Annotated in this window: 14 protein-coding genes; 12 read left to right on the top strand and 2 right to left on the bottom strand. The window is 65.4% G+C overall.

Features of this window, described 5'->3' with window-relative positions; translation table 11 throughout:
- The first annotated feature begins 23 nt into the window (after window positions 1-23).
- From RAD04_RS02015 to RAD04_RS01975, 9 genes are all read left to right on the top strand, one after another.
- Window positions 24-2,546, top strand: a complete 2,523-nt coding sequence (locus RAD04_RS02015; RefSeq protein WP_461622419.1) for a circularly permuted type 2 ATP-grasp protein — start codon at window positions 24-26, stop codon at window positions 2,544-2,546.
- Window positions 2,543-3,421 carry a transglutaminase family protein gene (locus tag RAD04_RS02010; RefSeq protein WP_461622418.1) on the top strand — a complete coding sequence of 293 codons (879 nt, stop codon included), beginning with the start codon at window positions 2,543-2,545 and terminating at the stop codon, window positions 3,419-3,421. The genes RAD04_RS02015 and RAD04_RS02010 overlap by 4 nt, the downstream gene beginning before the upstream one ends.
- Before the next feature lie 215 nt (window positions 3,422-3,636).
- The gene (locus RAD04_RS02005) at window positions 3,637-4,464 is read left to right on the top strand and encodes a metal-dependent phosphohydrolase (RefSeq protein WP_461622417.1); all 828 of its coding nucleotides are present in this window, start codon (window positions 3,637-3,639) and stop codon (window positions 4,462-4,464) included.
- 112 nt (window positions 4,465-4,576) lie between these two features.
- Entirely contained in the window at window positions 4,577-5,467 is an 891-nt protein-coding gene (locus RAD04_RS02000; RefSeq protein WP_461622416.1) for an alpha/beta fold hydrolase, read from the top strand.
- Between the two features lie 136 nt (window positions 5,468-5,603).
- Window positions 5,604-6,230: a GTP cyclohydrolase I FolE gene (folE, locus tag RAD04_RS01995; protein ID WP_461622415.1), complete on the top strand. Its 627-nt coding sequence runs from the start codon at window positions 5,604-5,606 to the stop codon at window positions 6,228-6,230.
- A gap of 27 nt (window positions 6,231-6,257) precedes the next feature.
- Window positions 6,258-7,781, top strand: coding sequence for an FAD-dependent oxidoreductase (locus RAD04_RS01990; protein ID WP_461622414.1), 1,524 nt, complete (start codon window positions 6,258-6,260; stop codon window positions 7,779-7,781).
- A gap of 127 nt (window positions 7,782-7,908) precedes the next feature.
- Window positions 7,909-8,484, top strand: a complete 576-nt coding sequence (locus tag RAD04_RS01985) for an HdeD family acid-resistance protein (protein ID WP_461617174.1) — start codon at window positions 7,909-7,911, stop codon at window positions 8,482-8,484.
- A gap of 112 nt (window positions 8,485-8,596) precedes the next feature.
- The gene (locus RAD04_RS01980) at window positions 8,597-9,808 is read left to right on the top strand and encodes an ABC transporter substrate-binding protein (RefSeq protein ID WP_461622413.1); all 1,212 of its coding nucleotides are present in this window, start codon (window positions 8,597-8,599) and stop codon (window positions 9,806-9,808) included.
- A gap of 186 nt (window positions 9,809-9,994) precedes the next feature.
- A complete protein-coding gene (locus RAD04_RS01975; RefSeq protein ID WP_461622412.1) occupies window positions 9,995-11,209 on the top strand; it encodes an acyl-CoA dehydrogenase family protein in 1,215 nt (404 codons plus the stop codon).
- Window positions 11,210-11,274: 65 nt separating this feature from the next.
- Here the strand turns inward: RAD04_RS01975 and RAD04_RS01970 are convergent, their stop codons facing one another.
- Window positions 11,275-12,183: a LysR family transcriptional regulator gene (locus RAD04_RS01970; RefSeq protein WP_461622411.1), complete on the bottom strand. Its 909-nt coding sequence runs from the start codon at window positions 12,181-12,183 to the stop codon at window positions 11,275-11,277.
- Window positions 12,184-12,402: 219 nt separating this feature from the next.
- On the opposite strand from RAD04_RS01970, the gene RAD04_RS01965 reads away from it, so the two are divergent.
- Window positions 12,403-13,419, top strand: a complete 1,017-nt coding sequence (locus tag RAD04_RS01965) for a zinc-dependent alcohol dehydrogenase family protein (protein ID WP_461622410.1) — start codon at window positions 12,403-12,405, stop codon at window positions 13,417-13,419.
- 84 nt (window positions 13,420-13,503) lie between these two features.
- Window positions 13,504-14,268, top strand: a complete 765-nt coding sequence (locus tag RAD04_RS01960) for an SDR family NAD(P)-dependent oxidoreductase (RefSeq protein WP_461622409.1) — start codon at window positions 13,504-13,506, stop codon at window positions 14,266-14,268.
- A gap of 25 nt (window positions 14,269-14,293) precedes the next feature.
- Here the strand turns inward: RAD04_RS01960 and RAD04_RS01955 are convergent, their stop codons facing one another.
- Complete coding sequence (locus RAD04_RS01955) at window positions 14,294-15,634, bottom strand: epoxide hydrolase family protein (RefSeq protein ID WP_461622408.1); 1,341 nt, start codon at window positions 15,632-15,634, stop codon at window positions 14,294-14,296.
- Window positions 15,635-16,198: 564 nt separating this feature from the next.
- Here RAD04_RS01955 and RAD04_RS01950 point away from each other — a divergent pair.
- Window positions 16,199-16,591 carry a hypothetical protein gene (locus tag RAD04_RS01950; RefSeq protein WP_461622407.1) on the top strand — a complete coding sequence of 131 codons (393 nt, stop codon included), beginning with the start codon at window positions 16,199-16,201 and terminating at the stop codon, window positions 16,589-16,591.
- The last annotated feature ends 21 nt before the right edge of the window (window positions 16,592-16,612 follow it).

Genomic DNA, 16,612 nt, shown 5'->3' with positions numbered 1-16,612 from the left:
GATGGTGGGGCAGGGAGAGGCGCATGAGCGAGGGCGCAGCCGAGCAGGACAAGGCGGGTAGGGCGCAAGGCCAGCGTGAAGGCCAGCGCCGCCTTGCCCAATGGGTCCGCGACTATCGCCGCCTGCCCGGCATTCCCGACGAGTTCCTGGGGCCCGACGGCGCCCCGCGCGCGGTCTGGAGCCGCTTCTTCGATGCCTTCGGTGCGCTCGCGCCCGACGAGATCGAGCGTCGCTTCGGCATGGCCGACCGCCATCTGCGGGAGGCCGGCGTCACCTACCGTGCGCCCGGCGACAGCGCCGACCGGCCGTGGTCGATCAGCCATCTGCCACTCCTGATCGACGAGGCCGACTGGCAGCAGCTTTGCGCCGGCATCACCCAGCGCGCCGAGCTGCTCGAGCTCGTGCTGGCCGACATCTATGGCAAGGGCCGGCTGGTCGCGGAAGGCGCGCTGCCGGCGGCCGCGATCGCCGGCAGTCCCGAATATCTCCGTCCCGTCTGCGGCGTGCCGCCGCCGGGCGGGCGCTATCTGTCGATCTATGCCGCGGATGTCGGCCGCGGACCCGATGGCCGCTGGTGGGTGCTCGGCGACCGCACCCAGGCGCCGTCGGGCGCGGGCTACGCGCTGGAGAACCGTCTGGTGCTCTCGCGCGCCTTCTCCGACCTCTACAAGTCGATGAACGTGCCGCGCGTCGCGCCGTTCTTCGAGGCGTTCCGCGACAGTCTTCGCGCGCGCGCCGACCGCGACGAGCCCAGGATCGGCGTGCTCACGCCGGGCAGCTTCAGCGAGACCTATTTCGAGCATGCGACGCTGGCGCGCTATCTCGGCTTCCTCTTGGTCGAGGGCGACGATCTCGCCGTCAGCGACAACCGCATCCACATCCGCACCGTTGCGGGCCTCAAGCGACTCGACGTGCTCTTGCGCCGCGTCGATTCCAATTCGCTCGATCCGCTCGAGCTCGATGCCTCCTCGCATCTCGGTGTGCCCGGCCTGATCGACGTGCTGCGCAAGGACGGCGTCGTCGTCGCCAACATGCCGGGCTCGGGCGTGCTGGAGGCGCGGGCGCTGCTCGGCTTCCTGCCGGCGCTCAGCCGCCGCCTGCTCGGCGAAGAGCTGAAGATGCCTCATATCGCGACCTGGTGGTGCGGCCAGCGCAGCGCGCGCGAGGAGGTGCTGTCGCGGCTCGACGAGGTCGCGATCGAAGGCGCCTATCGGCGCGGCGTGCCCGGTTTCGACAGTGCGGGACCGGTGCTCGCGAGCGAGCTGGATGCGAGCGACCGCCAGCGCCTGATCGACGCCATCGCCGCGCGCGGCATGGATTATGTCGGCCAGGAGGTGGTGCGGCTCTCGACCATGCCGGTGTGGGAGCAGGGCCAGATCACGCCGCGTCCGTTCGTGCTGCGCGTGTTCGCTGCCGCAACGCCCGACGGCTGGGTCATCATGCCCGGCGGCTTCTGTCGCATCGCCGAGCAGGCGGATGCGCGCGCGGTGTCGATGGGCGACGGCGCGCGCGCCGCCGACGTCTGGGTGGTCTCCGACAAGCAGGTCTCGACCGCGACGCTGCTGCCGGCGACCGACAAGGTCCGCATCCGCCGCATCGCCGGCGTGCTGCCGAGCCGCGCCGCCGACAATCTGTTCTGGCTCGGCCGCTATCTCGAACGCGCCGAGGCGACGCTGCGGCTGGTGCGCGCGCTGGGCTCGCCGAGCGGGCCCAACAAGGGCACCGCGGCCTCGCTGCAAGCGGGCGAACGCATCCAGCGCCTGCTGGTGGCCTGGGGCGCGATCTCGCAAACTTCGCGCGCCGCGCCCGGCCGGATCACCGCCGAAGCGTTGCAGAGCGCGGAACGTTTCGGCTCGGCGCTGTCGCTGGTGCGCGCGGCGCAGCGCACGGCGACCTCCTTGCGCGAGCGGCTGTCGCCCGATGCCTGGCAGGTCATCACCGAGATGGCCGAGCGCCTGGCCTACCAGGTCGAGGGCGACGACGGCGTGCTGAGCGCGGCCGAGCTGACCTTGCAGGAGCTCGCCAGCCTCGCAGGGCTGGCGCAGGAGAACATGAACCGCGCCGCCGGCTGGCGCTTTCTCGACATCGGCCGCCGCACCGAGCGCGCCATCAACACCACGCGCTTCACCCGCCAGTTCGCCCATGACGAGGCCGGCGATGAGGATCTCGACATCCTGCTGACGCTGGTGGATTGCCAGATCACCTACCGCTCGCGCTATCTGCTGGCGCCGATCCTGGCGCCGGTGCGCGACCTTGCCGTGCTCGACGGCTACAATCCACGTTCGGTGGCGTTCCAGGTGACGACGCTGAACGAGCACATCGCCGCGCTGCCCAGCCTGAAGGAGCACGGCCTGATCGAGAAGCCGCAGCGCCTTGCGGTGGCGATGCAGGCGATGCTTGCAACTGCGGAAGCCGAGAAGCTCGAGGGCAAGACGCTGTTCGCACTGGAGCAGGACTTGCTCAGCCTCGCCGAGGCGATCGGGCAGCACTACTTCCCGCACGGCCCCAATGCCGCCCGGCCGGAAAAGCTGACGGGGCTGGCGTGATCTACGACATCCGTCACGTCACCACCTACGAGTACGAGAATCCAGTCAGCTTCGCCCGCTGCACGCTGCGGCTGGAGCCCAGGAGCGGCGGCGGCCAGGAGCTGATCTCGCACAAGGTCGAGATCCGTCCGCGGCCGTCCGAGCGCAACGTCCGGCGCGATTTCTTCGGCACGCTGACCGAAAGCATCGTGATCGAAGCGGCGCATCGCAATTTGCGCATCGATTCGCGTTCGCGTGTCTCCGTGTCACGTAAGCCGCGGGCGCGCGAGGCCGACAGTCCGAGCTGGGAGAGCATCCGCGACATCGCCTTCGAGGCGACCAGCCTCGGGCCGTCCTCGCCGGTCGGTTATGTCTTCGCGAGCCCGCTGGTGCCGGTGCTGCGTCCGGTCAGCGCCTATGCGGGGATGAGCTTTGCGCCGGGCGCGGGCATCCTCGAGGGCGCGGTCGATCTCATGCATCGCATTCGCACCGAGTTTCGCTACGACCCCAAGGCGACGGTGATCTCGACGCCGCTGAACGAGGTCTTCGACAAGCGACACGGCGTCTGCCAGGATTTTGCCCATGTGATGATCGCAGGGCTGCGCGGGCTCGGTCTGCCGGCGGCCTATGTCAGCGGCTATCTGCGCACCATCCCGCCGCCGGGCCAGGCCCGCCTGCAAGGCGCCGATGCCACCCATGCCTGGGTGTCGCTGTGGTGCGGGGCGGAGCTTGGCTGGGTCGATTTCGACCCGACCAACGATCTGCTGATTGCCAACGACCATATCGTGCTTGCGGTCGGGCGCGACTTTTCCGACGTCTCGCCGGTCGACGGCATCATCGTCGGCTCGCCGAAGCAGAAGCTCGGCGTCGCCGTGGACGTGGTGATGGTGGAATAAACACGGCCTCATCGGCCGGGCTCGCCGCCCGGCTGCGCCGCGCCTTCACCGCAACCGCGATCTTGCATAGCACAACGGTAACATATTTCCGTAATCGCATTCCCGGGGGTTTGGTCACGCGGCCCAAGATGGGCTATGCTGGGTCGTTGCGTCGAGGACAAGAACGAGACTTCGGGAGCTGACATGGGACACCACCGACACGCGGGGCTGCATCCATGATGACGTTGCCGAGACTGGCGGCGGAATCCCTGGAGAAGGTGCTGGGCTCGTTCATGCGTCGCAGGTTTGGCGATTCACCGGCAAACATCATCGAGAGCGCCACCCGCACCACGATGGAATGCATCGGCAACAGCGATGCGCTCTATCACAATATCGAGCACACGATGCTGGTGACTCTGGCGGGCCATTCCATTCTCAGTGGCCGATATCTCCACACCCATCTGGAGGCGGAGGACTACGTTCATGTCCTGATCGCCTGCCTTGCTCACGACATCGGCTATGTGCGCGGCCTGTTCGAGGAGGACGACGAGGACGGTTTCCTGGTCGACGAGGCCGGTACCAAGGTCTCTCTTCAAAGGGGTGCCTCCGACGCCAGCTTGATGATGTATCACGTCGACCGCTCCAAGCTCTACGTCTCGCGGCGCCTGCAGCACATTCCCGGTCTCGATCCTGAACGCATTGCCCGCGCTATCGAGGGAACGCGCTTTCCGGCCCAGGAAGGCCATGAGTACGACGTCGATGCCTCGATCCTGCGCGCCGCCGATTTCATCGGCCAGCTCGGCGATCCCAACTATCTGCGAAAGGCCAACGCGCTCTATTACGAGTTCGAGGAAGTCGGCATCAATCGCCAGCTCGGCTACGATTCGCCGGCCGACATCGTGAACCGCTATCCACAATTCTATTGGAACAGCGTCGCACCGCACATCCAGACCGAGATCGGCTATCTCAACAAGACCGAGATCGGCCGGCAGTGGATCGCCAATCTCTACAGCAACGTCTTCCGCGCCGAGCGCGACATCTCGCTGTCGGGGCCGCAGAGGTAGACCTCTTGTAGCGGATGGAGCGCAGCGAAATCCGGGATTCTCGGATGCTGGCGTTCCCGGATTGCGCTACGCTCCATCCGGGCTACGAAATCCCCAATCCGTGAAAACAACCATGCAACAAAAAACGATCACCACGGACGTCCTCGACATCGCCTATCGCGAATACGGCGCGCCCGACGGCTGGCCCTGCATCATGGGCCACGGCTTTCCCCACGACGTGAACGCCTATGCCGAGACCGCGCCGATCATTGCCGAGGCCGGCGCGCGCGTGCTGGTGCCCTGGCTGCGCGGCTATGGACCGACGCGATTTCGTTCCGCGGAGACGCCGCGCTCCGGCGAGCAGGCGGCGCTCGGCGCGGATCTGCTGGCCTTCATGGACGCCCTCGGCATCAAGCGTGCCGTCGTCGGCGGCTATGACTGGGGCGGGCGCGCGGCCTGCGTGGTCTCAGCGCTCTATCCGGAGCGCGTGATCGCCCTCGTCTCCGGCAACTCCTACAACATCCAGAACATCGCCCGCGCCATGGAGCCGGCCTCGCCGCCGGAAGAGGCGGCGCTCTGGTATCAATATCTCTTCCACAATGAGCGCGGCCGCCGCGCGCTGGAGCGCAACCGGCGCGGCTTTGCCCGTCAGCTCTGGGCGATGTGGTCGCCGAAATGGGCGTTCGACGACACGACGTTCGAGCAGAGCGCGGTGTCGTTCGACAATCCTGACTTCGTCGATGTCGTGATCCACTCCTACCGCCACCGCTACGCGCTGGTCGAGGGCGACCCCGCCTATGCCGCGATCGAGGCGCAGCTCGCGGCCCAACCGCCGATCCGCGTCCCGACCATCGCAATCGACGGCGACAGCGACGGCGTCAATCCCGGCACCGCCCATCACGCACGCAAGTTCGAGGGCCCATTCGAGCGGCGCGTCTTCACAGATGCCGGCCACAACCTGCCGCAGGAGCGCCCGGCCGACTGGGCGCAGGCGGTGGTCGAGGTCCGGAAAGCGGCCTCATAAAGGTCGTTTCTCGACCGGCCGGCTGGCTTGTCTGCCATCCCTCCGATTTTTCCTGATCCTGGGAACCTTTTGCGATTGCAGCCGTCCAAGCTGAGGAGCCGCTTCTATATGCGGCTCGTTGCAGGGGAGGATCTCGATGACGTCACAAGTGCGCAAGCTGGAACGTGTCGCGGTGGCGCAGGCGCCGGTCGAACGGCCCGACAGGGCGGAGGTCGAGCAGGCGATCCGGACCATGATCCGCTGGGCCGGCGACGATCCCGCGCGCGACGGTTTACGCGAGACACCGGACCGGGTCGCACGTGCCTTCCAAGAGTATTTTTCCGGCTATGCGCAGGATCCGACGGAAATCCTGCAAAAGACCTTCGAGGAGATCGAAGGCTATGACGAGATGATCGTCCTGCGCGGCGTTCGCTTCGAGAGCCATTGCGAGCACCACATGGCGCCGATCGTCGGCCGCGCCTGGGTCGCCTATATCCCGCAGGGCCGTGTCGTCGGCATCAGCAAGCTTGCGCGCGTGGTGGACATCTACGCCAAGCGCCTCCAGATCCAGGAGAAGATGACCGCGCAGATCGCCAATACCATCAACGACGTGCTCAAGCCTGAAGGCGTCGGCGTCATCATCAAGGCGACGCATCACTGCATGACAACGCGCGGCGCGCACAAGCCCGGGACCGATCTCGTCACCAGCCGCATGCTGGGCGTGTTCCGCGACAATGCGCTGACGCGGCAGGAACTGTTGGGGCTCGCCAATTCGGACGATTGACTCGCGGCTGCTCAAGGAGACGGCGCCATGACAGAGAACAACAAGCCGAGCGGACCCGACCTGAGCAAAGGCGTGTCGCTGACCGCGTTCAGGGATGGCAAACTGCTCGGTCATGTCGGCGAGGAAGACGTCCTGCTGGTGCAGGCCGGCAGCGAGATCTTTGCGATCGAGCCGGCCTGCAGCCATTACCACGGGCCGCTCGCCGAGGGCCTGGTGGTGGGCGACACCATCCGCTGTCCCTGGCATCATGCCTGCTTCTCCTTGCGCACGGGCGAAGCCACGCGACCGCCGGCATTGAATGCGCTGGCGGTGTGGGAGGTCGCGCGCGAACGGGACAACATCATCGTTCGGCGCAAGCGCGAGGCGCCGAAGCCGTCGATCGCTCATCGCAACGCGCCGACGCCGGAGAAATTCGTCATCGTCGGCGGCGGCGCAGCCGGCTTCGCGGCCGCCGAGACGCTCCGGCGCGAGGGCTTTGCCGGCGCCATCACCATGCTCAGCAATGACGGCGCGATGCCGGTCGACCGGCCCAATCTCTCGAAGGATTATCTCGCGGGCAGCGCACCGGAGGATTGGCTGCCGCTGCGGGGCGAGGACTATTATCAGGACGCGGGCATCGATCTCAGGCTCAACACTGACGTCTCCGCCATCGATGCGAAGACGCGCAACGTCACGCTCGGCAATGGCGACAGGCTTCCGTTCGACCGGCTGCTGCTCGCGACCGGCGCCGAGCCGGTCAAACTGCAGATCCCGGGCGCCGACCAGCCGCATGTCCACACCTTGCGCTCCGTCGCCGACAGCCGCGCCATCATCAAGGCCGCGGGGAGTGCCGGACGCGCTCTGGTCATCGGCGCCAGTTTCATCGGCCTCGAAGTCGCGGCGTCCCTGCGGGCACGCAAGATCGAGGTGCACGTGGTCGCGCCGGAAGAGCGGCCGATGCAGAAGGTGCTCGGCTCCGAGATGGGTGACTTCGTCCGGTCGCTCCATGAAGAGAACGGCGTGATCTTTCACCTCAAGGACACGGTCGAAAAGCTCGACGGCACCCGCGCCACGCTGAAGACCGGAGCTGTCATCGAAGCCGACCTCGTCGTGGTCGGCATCGGCGTCAAGCCGCGCCTTGCGCTGGCCGAGCACGCCGGCCTTGCGGCGGATCGCGGTGTCAGCGTGAGCGAATATCTCGAAACCAGTGTCACCGGCATTTTCGCGGCCGGCGACATCGCGCGCTGGCCCGATCCGCATTCCCGGCAAACCATCCGCGTCGAACATTGGGTCGTTGCCGAACGCCAGGGCCAGACCGCAGCGCGCAACATGCTCGGCAAGCGCGAGCGCTTCGACGCGGTGCCGTTCTTCTGGTCGCAGCACTACGACGTGCCGATCAACTATGTCGGCCATGCCGAGAACTTTGACGAGGTCGCGATCGACGGCAGCATCGGAGGCAAGGACTGCCTGTTGAAGTACCGCAAGGACGGCCGCGTGCTCGCGGTTGCGTCGATCTACCGCGATCTCGACAACCTCAAGGCCGAGCTCGAGATGGAGCGGTCGCGCGGCTGACGCCCGCATTCGATCTTGATTTGCGTCAATGTTACTGCCGGTACGGGTGCTCTGCTGGCTGTCGTCCCGGCACGGTGTGTGCTATTCTGGCGCGTGCCCCCGGGCTACGCAAGCAGGAGTGGCCGTCATGACCAGTGCTTCGGACACGTCACATCACCCAAGTCTTGGCTCCGGCATCGCGGCGCTGCATGCCAAATGGGGCTGGATCGTCGCGCTAGGCGTCGTCTATCTCATCGCCGGCTTCGTCGCGCTCGGCAGCATGGTGATGGCGACGGTGGCGAGCGTGATCGTGGTCGGCGCCATGATGATCGTCGCGGGCGTCACGGAGATCATCGGCGCGTTCCAGATGAAGAGCTGGGGCAAGTTCCTGATCTGGGCCTTGCTCGGCGTGCTCTACGTGATCGCGGGCTTCTTGACCTTCGAGAATCCGCTGTTCGCGGCGGTCCTGCTGACGTTGTTTCTCGGCGCCTCGCTGATCGCCTCGGGCGCCGTCAGGCTGTTTCTCGCCTTCAGCATGAAGCGCGAGAGCCCGTGGGTCTGGGTGGCGCTGTCGGCCGTCATCACGCTGCTGCTGGGCCTGCTGATCGTGGCACGCTGGCCGGTGAACAGCGTCTATATCCTCGGCCTCTTCCTCGGCATCGATCTGATCATGGCGGGAGCGGGTTGGATCAGCTTGGGCTTCAGCTTGAAGCGGCGCGGCTAAGCCATCAGCAACTCGACGCAAGACCATGTTGCGGAACTCCGCTGATCTGACGCGCTGACAAAAAGCAACACGCCGCGCGGCCGCCTCGCGCGGAGATCACCGGGGAGAAACCATGAAAGCCGCCTTGGCCCTGGCCGCAGCGCTCGCTGCCGCCTGCCTGTCCACATCCGTCTCCGCGCAGAAATCCTACGGTCCCGGCGTCAGCGATACCGAGATCAAGATCGGCAACACCATGCCCTATAGCGGGCCGGCTTCGCCCCTCAGCATCACGGGCAGGGTCATTGCGGCCTATTTCGACGAGGTCAACGAGAAGGGCGGGGTTGCCGGCCGCAAGCTCAATTTGATCTCGCTGGACGACGCGTTCTCGCCGCCGAAGACCATGGAGGCGGCGCGGCGGCTGGTCGAAGGCGACGGCGTCGCCTTCATCTTCGCGACCATGGGCACCGCGCCAAGCTCGGCGATCGCAAAATATCTCAACAGCAACAAGGTGCCGCAGCTGTTTCTGATCAGCTCGGCCTCGAAGTGGAACGATCCGGCCAACATGCCCTGGTCAATGGCGCTGCCCTGGGCGCCGAACTACACCAGCGAGGCCGCGATCGACGTCGCCTATGCCCGCGCCAAGAACCCGAACGCGCGCTTCGCCGTGCTCTATCAGAACGACGATGCCGGCAAGGAATATCTGCGCGGCGTCAAGGAGGCGCTCGGCGCCGACGCCGACAAGGCGATCGCGATGGCCTCGAGCTTCGAGGTCGCCGACCCCACCGTCGATTCCCAGGTGCTGACGCTGGCGAACACCAAAGCCGACGTCTTCATGATCTATTCGGTGACGCCGCGCGCCTGTGCGCAGGCGATCCGCAAGGCGCACGAGGTCGGCTGGCAGCCCACGCGCTTCCTCGCCTCCGGCTGCGCCAACAAGGCGACCGTAATGGTCCCTGCGGGCCTCGAGGCCGGCAAAGGCGTGCTCTCGCTCGGCGCGCTCAAGCCGTTCGTCGAAGCGCCGAAGAACGACCCGGCGATGACGGCCTATATCGATTTCATGAAGAAGCGCCTGCCCAATGCCGACGTCAACAACGTCGCCGGCCTCTACGGCTACACCGTCGCCGAGGCGCTGGTGGTGCTGCTGAAGCAGTGCAAGGACAATCTGACGCGCGAGAACATCATGGCGCAGGCCGCGAACCTGAAGAACGTGCCGTTGTCGCTGCTGATGCCCGGCATCACGCTCAACACCACGCCGCAGGATTTCCGCCCGATCAAGGATGGCTATATGCTCCAGTTCGACGGCAACGACTGGGTCGTCGCGAGCGAATTGCTGAAAGGGACGTGAGGGCAGGGCTCTCTCCGCGAACTCGGAATCGTAGGGTGGGCAAAGGCGCACTTGCGCCGTGCCCACCACCTACTCAATACGGAAACAGGAGCGTGGGCACGCTTCCGCCTTCGCTCTTCGAGCTACGGCGGCCGCTTTGCCCGCCCTACGAGACTGACGCGAAGGTCGGCGAGCGGGAGGACTAAAATGGACTTTCAGCATTCCGCCCGTTCGCGGGAGCTGCAGGAGCGCGTCCGGCAGTTCATGCGGACACATGTCGAGCCGGTCGAGGAGCTCTATTACGAGCAGGTGAAGCCCGAGGCCGCGCGCTACAAGACGCCGCTTGTGCTGCAGGACCTGAAGAAGATGGCGCGGGAGCAGGGGCTCTGGAACCTGTTCCTGTCGGGCGAGCACGGCCCGGGTCTGACCAATCTCGAATATGCGCCGGTGAAAGAGATCATGGGCCGCATCCTCTGGGCGCCCGAGGTCTTCAACTGCTCGGCGCCCGATGTCGGCAACATGGAGGTGCTGGCGAATTACGGCACGCCGGCGCAGCAGGAGCGCTGGCTGAAGCCGCTGCTGGAGGGCCGCATCCGCTCCGGCTTCTCGATGACCGAGCCGCAGGTCGCCTCCAGCGACGCCACCAACATCCAGTGCGCTATCACGCGCGACGGCGACGACTACGTCATCAACGGCCGCAAATGGTTCACCTCAGGCGCGATGAACGAGGATTGCGAGATCCTGATCGTGATGGGCAAGACCGCGCCCGACGATCCCGACCGCCACCGCCAGCAATCCATGATCCTGGTGCCCAGAAACACGCCGGGCGTGCGCATCGTGCGCGACATGCTCACCTATGGCTATGACGACGCCCCGGTCGGCCATCCCGAGATCGTCTACGAGAACGTCCGCGTGCCCGCGGAAAACATGCTGCTCGGCGAGGGCCGCGGCTTCGAGATCGCGCAGGGGCGGCTCGGGCCCGGCCGCATCCACCATTGCATGCGGCTGATCGGCTGCGCCCAGCGTGCGCTCGAATTGATGTGCCAACGCGCCGTCTCCCGCGTGGCCTTCGGCAGGCCGCTCGCCGAGCAGGGCTCGGTGCGCGAGGACATCGCAAACTCGTTCTGCGAGATCGCGCAGGCGCGGCTCTTGACGCTGCAAGCCGCCGACAAGATGGACCGCGAAGGCAACAAGGCCGCGCGCGACCTGATCGCCGCGGCCAAGATCGTGGTGCCCAGCATGGCCGCCCGCGTCATCGACCGCGCGATCCAGATCCACGGCGCCGCCGGCGTCTCGCAGGATACGTTCCTGGCGCGTGCTTACGTCTACGCCCGCTTCATCCGCATCGGCGACGGCCCGGACCAGGTGCATCTGGCCGCTGTCGGCAAGGAGCTGATCAAGCGCGGCGGGGTGTTGGGATAGACCACCGGCGCTTGATCTGTTGATGTGCGGCTTCGCGCTATCTGCAAGCGCGGCGGCGAAGCAAACTAGCCGCGTCTTGCTCGCGCTTGGTGATGGCGGAGCGCGTCGACGATCACCTTGAATGCAGCCGAGTTCTGCCGCGAGGTCGGATAATAGATATAGTAGCCGTCGAATTTCGGCGACCAGTCGTCGAGCACGATGACGAGCTCGCCGGATCGGACGTGCCGTGTCACCATGTCCTCGGGGACATAGGCGATGCCGAAACCTTTGACGGCGGCGTCGATCATCGCCCGGGAATCGTTGAAGGTCAGTTGTCCCTCGACGCGCACCCGGAGGTCGGGACCGTTCCTGGCGAACTCCCACACATAGTGGCCGCCTGCGGCGGCGCGCCGCTTGATGCAGACGTGCTTCAGCAGGTCCTGCGGATGTCTTGGTTTCGGATGCTCCTTCAGATAGGCAGGCGAGGCGACCGCGACGAGCCGCCAGTCCGGACCGATGCGCACCGCGATCATGTCCTTCTCGACGCTCTCGCCGAGGCGGATGCCCGCATCGAAGCCGTCTTCGACGATGTTGCGGAAGGCCGTGTCGAGGCTGAACTCGACCTTGAGGTCGGGGTATTTCTTCAGGACGGGCGACAGCTTCGGCCAGACGACCGTGTCCAGCGCATGGTCCGAGAGCGTAATCCGGATCGTGCCTGACGGCTTGTCACGCAGCGACATCAGCGCGGCGATATCGCGCTCGATCTCTTCGATGCGGGGCGCAACTGATTTTTGAAGGCGCTCGCCCGCCTCGGTCAGGCCGACGCTTCGGGTCGTGCGCGTGAGCAGCCGCAGTCCCATCTGCGATTCCAGGCGCTTGATCGTATGGCTGAGCGTCGATTGCACCACGCCCAGTTTCGCGGCGGCCTTCGTGAAGCTGCGCTCGCGGGCGACGGCCACGAAAGCCAGCAAATCGTTGAAATCCTGGCTTGCCATGGCCGCCACTATTCATGGCCCGTATCGATTAATGCAAGCAAATTATATCGACTAATCGGCCGCCGCCCGGGACCCTAGATGATGTCGTAAACGCGCAGGCTGGGCTTCGCATCCCGCAGCCGCGTGGAGTGCGGTCTTCGCGCTGTCGCTTTGTGCCTCGGCGCGATGCGCGGCCTGTGTGTCGGCGAGTCCGGCTTTGTGACTCGAAGGAGAAAAGCAATGAAAGCGACAATCCTCTACGGACCCGGCGATGTCCGTTACGAAACCGTCGACGATCCCAAAATCGTCCACCCGACCGACGCCATCATCAAGCTGTCGGCGACGTGCATCTGCGGCTCCGACCTCTGGCCGTATCGCGGCCTGCAGCCGAGTGACGGCCCCGCACATATGGGTCACGAATATTGCGGCGTGGTCGTCGAGATCGGCAGTGCGGTGCGGACCGTCAGGCCCGGCCAGTTCGTCGTCGGCTCGTTCTGCCTGTCGGACAATACTTGCCCGCACTGCAAGTTCGGCTTTCAGTCGTCGTGCGAAAAGCGCGAGTTCATGTCGGGCGCGCAGGCGCCTTACGCCCGCGTTCCCCTTGCGGATGGCACGCTCGTCGCGACCAGGGAAGTGCCGGGCAGCGATCTCATCCCGCATCTGCTCGCGACCTCCGACGTGCTCGGGACCGGCTGGTACGCGGCCGACGCTGCGAATGTGAAGCAGGGCTCCGTGGTCGCGGTGGTCGGTGACGGCGCGGTCGGCCTCATGGGCGTGCTTGCGGCGAAAGAGATGGGTGCCTCGCGCATCATCGCCATGAGCCGCCACAAGACGCGGCAGGATCTGGCCAAAGCGTTCGGCGCGACCGATATCGTCGTCGAGCGCGGCACAGAAGGCATCGCGCGCGTCAAGGAGCTGACCCGGGAGGTCGGCGCCGATTCGGTGCTCGAATGCGTCGGCACCCAGGAAGCGATGTCGCAAGCCCTGGAATGCGCGCGTCCCGGCGGCAGCATCGGTTATGTCGGTGTTCCCCACGGTGTGACGTTCGACGGCCAGGCCTTGTTCTTCGGCCAGCGGCGCATGATGGGCGGTCCTGCCCCGGTGCGGCGGTTCCTGCCCGATCTCATGGACCGCGTCCTCAATGGCCGCATAAAGCCGGGCAGGGTGTTCGATCTGACCCTGCCAATCGACCAGGTCGCGGACGGCTACAAGGCGATGGACCAGCGCCGCGCGATCAAGACGCTGCTGACGGTGTGACGGCGGGCAGGGTGCTGTCTATCGGGGCGGCTTGGCAGCTCCCCTCGGCAGCCCGACGAACCTATCGATAAAGGAGATCGTGACGTGAACATCTCATTCGAAGGCAAGGTCGCCTTGGTGACCGGCGCAGCGTCCGGTCTCGGCCTCGCGGCCGCAAGGGCTTTCGCGGAATCGGGGGCGTCTGTCGCGCTAGCCGACTGGAACGAGAATGCTGCGCGCGCTGCCGCCGACGAACTCAATGCTCGAGGTCACAAGGCGATCGGCATCCGTTGCAATGTGGCCGATGATGCCGAGGTTGAAGCCATGGTCTCAAGGACGGTCGAGACTTTCGGTCGGCTCGATGTCGCCTACAACAACGCCGGCGTCCAGAATGTGCTCGCGGAGACGGCCGACACCACTCGCGAGGACTATGACCGTGTCATGGGAGTCAATCTGCGGGGCGTATGGAGCTGCATGAAGTTCGAATTGCAGCAGATGCGCAAGCAGGGCAGCGGCGCCATCGTCAATTGCTCGTCTCTCGGCGGTCTCGTCGGAGGTGCGGAACGCGGGATCTATCACGCCGCCAAGCATGGCATCCTTGGGTTCACCAAGAGCGCGGCGCTCGAATATGGAACGCGTGGTATCCGCGTCAATGCCATTTGCCCGGGATTGATATGGACGCCGATGGTGGACCAGATGGTGGCCGACGGGCAAGGCGATGCGCTCAAGGCCATGGAAAAAAGCATTCCGGTGGGGCGTGTCGGGCGTCCCGAGGAGATCGCAAATGCAGTTCTGTGGCTTTGCAGCGATGCTGCGAGCTATGTCACCGGCCAGTCCATCTCGGTGGACGGCGGCTTCGTCATGCGTTGATCGACATGTCGAGCCGCCGAGTGCGTCAGATTGCGGGCCGAAGCGGTTTGAACGCGGCGCGTAGCTCCGCGGAAAAAAGCTCGGGCTGCTCCCAGGCCGCAAAATGACCGCCTTTGTCGACCTCATGGAAGTAGGTGAGGTTGCGATAGGCGCGCCGAGCCCACGTCTCCGGCGCTTGATAGCTCTCGCCGGGAAAGACGGTGATGGCCACCGGGAGCGAGATCTCCGCGGTCTTCTCGGGGGCGGCGAGAGCGGGACTGCGCCCGCTGTATTCCCAGTAAAGTCGCGCCGATGAAACCGCGCTGTTTGTCAGCCAGTAGAGCGTGATGTCGTCCAGCACCTCGTCGCGGGGCTTCTCGGGGTCGGTGCCATCGTAATTCCAATGCGAGAAGCCTGGATGACCGAGCATCCAGGCCGCCAGTCCCGCGGGAGAATCCGTCAAGCCATAGCCGACCGTCTGCGGCCTTGTTCCCATCAGCACCGCATACGACCGGTTGCCCATCCTGGCCGCCGCGCTGAATGCGTCAAACGCCGTGCGTTCCTTCTCGGACAGTCCCGCCGGGGCAGACCCGCCGGCGGCGAGGATCGCGGCGATCTCGGGCGGCACGATCGCCGGCAAGTTGATGTGAATGCCGAGCAGGCCTGCCGGCGCCAGCCGCGCCATCGCGCTGGAGACCGGCGAACCCCAGTCGCCGCCCTGGGCGACGTAATGGGTGTAACCCAGTCGCTTCATGAGTTCTGCCCAGATGCGCGCGGTGTGCTCAGGACCCCAGCCGGTATCGAGCGGCTTGCCTGAGAATCCGTAGCCAGGCATCGAGGGGATCACCACGTCGAACGCGTCTTCAGGCCGCCCGCCATGGGCCGTTGGATCCGTGAGCGGATCGATCACCTTGAGCTGCTCGAACACCGATCCCGGCCAGCCGTGGGTGATCACGACAGGGAGCGCATTGGGATGTCTGGAGCGGACATGAATGAAATGAATGTCGATCCCGTCGATCGTCGTGACGAATTGGGGAAGCGCGTTCATCTTTGCTTCGATCTTCCGCCAGTCGTAGCCCGTGCCCCAATAGCGCACGAGCGTCTGAAGCTTCGCCAGCGGGATGCCCTGGGACTGATCGGAAACCGTCTCGCGGTCAGGCCATCGTGTCGCCAGCACACGACGTCGAAGCTCAACGAGATCGGCCTCGGGGACATCGATCCGGAAGGGGCGAATTGCGCTCTCGCCGGCCGCCGACGCTTCGTGCGCCGGGAACACGCTCGCGGAAATCGCTGCTGCAATTCCAAGCACGGCGGTGCTCAGAAGCGCGCGCCGATCTCTGTCAATGATGATCCCGGAATCGGATGACGAATTGGATGATACCAGCATGGGATGGCCTCCTGGCTTCAGGCGATCGGTGCCTGCGGGGCAGGATAGTCCTTCGTCTGTCCCTGCAATATGGCCTGGAAGCTCGCCAATGGCTCGTTAGGCGTTGTTAAATGCTGTGAGCTGTCGCGAACGCTCGGCGTGGCGAAGCGAGACAAGTTCAGCATGGCTGTCCATGTCCGCTCACAAGGGCAGGGCGGACGGGGATAATGGCGGCACCCGGCGGTAGCGGCGCTGGGAACCATCCCAGTCGTATTACGTTTCTGTTGGTTGTGGAGGCCCCTCATGAGTAACGAGTGGAATAGCCACCGCACCTCAGTCGTCCTTTTCGCTGCTGCGGTGATCGTCGCAATACTCGCGGCGTTCGTCACGACGCTTGATCGGGTCGACACGAGGACGGCGAGCAACGAGACGCCGCCCGGTACGATGGGCCTCGCAAGGCCGCATCCGCCACTGGACCGAGCACCAGGCCAGCCGGTCCTCGGCAACAATGAGTTGCCGCATAGCGCGCCTGCCCGATGACCGAATTGTCCCTTGGTCGGGCAGCTCGCGCGGCGGAGACGCACAATGGACCGCTCGCTATTTCTCGCCAGGCTGATGGGGCCAACATTTGTCGCAATCGCGCTCGGCATACTGATCAACCTCGGCATGTACCAAAGCATGATCGTGGAGGCGCTCCACACGGGCATCCTGTTCTATTTGTCCGGCTTGCTGTCGTTGCTTGCGGGCCTCGCGATCATCAATCTGCACAATAGATGGCAGGCGGACTGGCGCTCGATCATCACAGTAATGGGCTGGCTGATGACCTTCGGCGGCATCATGCGTATCGTCTTGCCGCAGGTCGCGGTGGCGATCGGTTCGGCCGTCTACAGTGGCCGGGCCGCTACCGTCGTGGTAGCGCTGATAACTGGCGCCATAGGTGCTTTCCTCAGCTTCAATGGTTACGTCCGGCGCGCCTGAGGGCGCGGCGAACGGGACGCG

The sequence above is a fragment of the Bradyrhizobium sp. 25ACV genome (assembly GCF_054863005.1).
The sequence above is the reverse complement of the archived record's forward strand: the minus strand, read 5'-3'. Positions and strand labels throughout refer to the sequence as shown.

What these genes read in the sequence shown, in the direction of transcription:
- RAD04_RS02015 (WP_461622419.1), top strand. Translation starts at nt 24, where the DNA reads ATGAGCGAGGGCGCAGCCGAGCAGGACAAGGCGGGTAGGGCGCAAGGC.
- RAD04_RS02005 (WP_461622417.1), top strand. Translation starts at nt 3,637, where the DNA reads ATGATGACGTTGCCGAGACTGGCGGCGGAATCCCTGGAGAAGGTGCTG.
- RAD04_RS02000 (WP_461622416.1), top strand. Translation starts at nt 4,577, where the DNA reads ATGCAACAAAAAACGATCACCACGGACGTCCTCGACATCGCCTATCGC.
- folE (WP_461622415.1), top strand. Translation starts at nt 5,604, where the DNA reads ATGACGTCACAAGTGCGCAAGCTGGAACGTGTCGCGGTGGCGCAGGCG.
- RAD04_RS01990 (WP_461622414.1), top strand. Translation starts at nt 6,258, where the DNA reads ATGACAGAGAACAACAAGCCGAGCGGACCCGACCTGAGCAAAGGCGTG.
- RAD04_RS01985 (WP_461617174.1), top strand. Translation starts at nt 7,909, where the DNA reads ATGACCAGTGCTTCGGACACGTCACATCACCCAAGTCTTGGCTCCGGC.
- RAD04_RS01980 (WP_461622413.1), top strand. Translation starts at nt 8,597, where the DNA reads ATGAAAGCCGCCTTGGCCCTGGCCGCAGCGCTCGCTGCCGCCTGCCTG.
- RAD04_RS01975 (WP_461622412.1), top strand. Translation starts at nt 9,995, where the DNA reads ATGGACTTTCAGCATTCCGCCCGTTCGCGGGAGCTGCAGGAGCGCGTC.
- RAD04_RS01970 (WP_461622411.1), bottom strand. Translation starts at nt 12,183, where the DNA reads ATGGCAAGCCAGGATTTCAACGATTTGCTGGCTTTCGTGGCCGTCGCC.
- RAD04_RS01965 (WP_461622410.1), top strand. Translation starts at nt 12,403, where the DNA reads ATGAAAGCGACAATCCTCTACGGACCCGGCGATGTCCGTTACGAAACC.
- RAD04_RS01955 (WP_461622408.1), bottom strand. Translation starts at nt 15,634, where the DNA reads ATGCTGGTATCATCCAATTCGTCATCCGATTCCGGGATCATCATTGAC.
- RAD04_RS01950 (WP_461622407.1), top strand. Translation starts at nt 16,199, where the DNA reads ATGGACCGCTCGCTATTTCTCGCCAGGCTGATGGGGCCAACATTTGTC.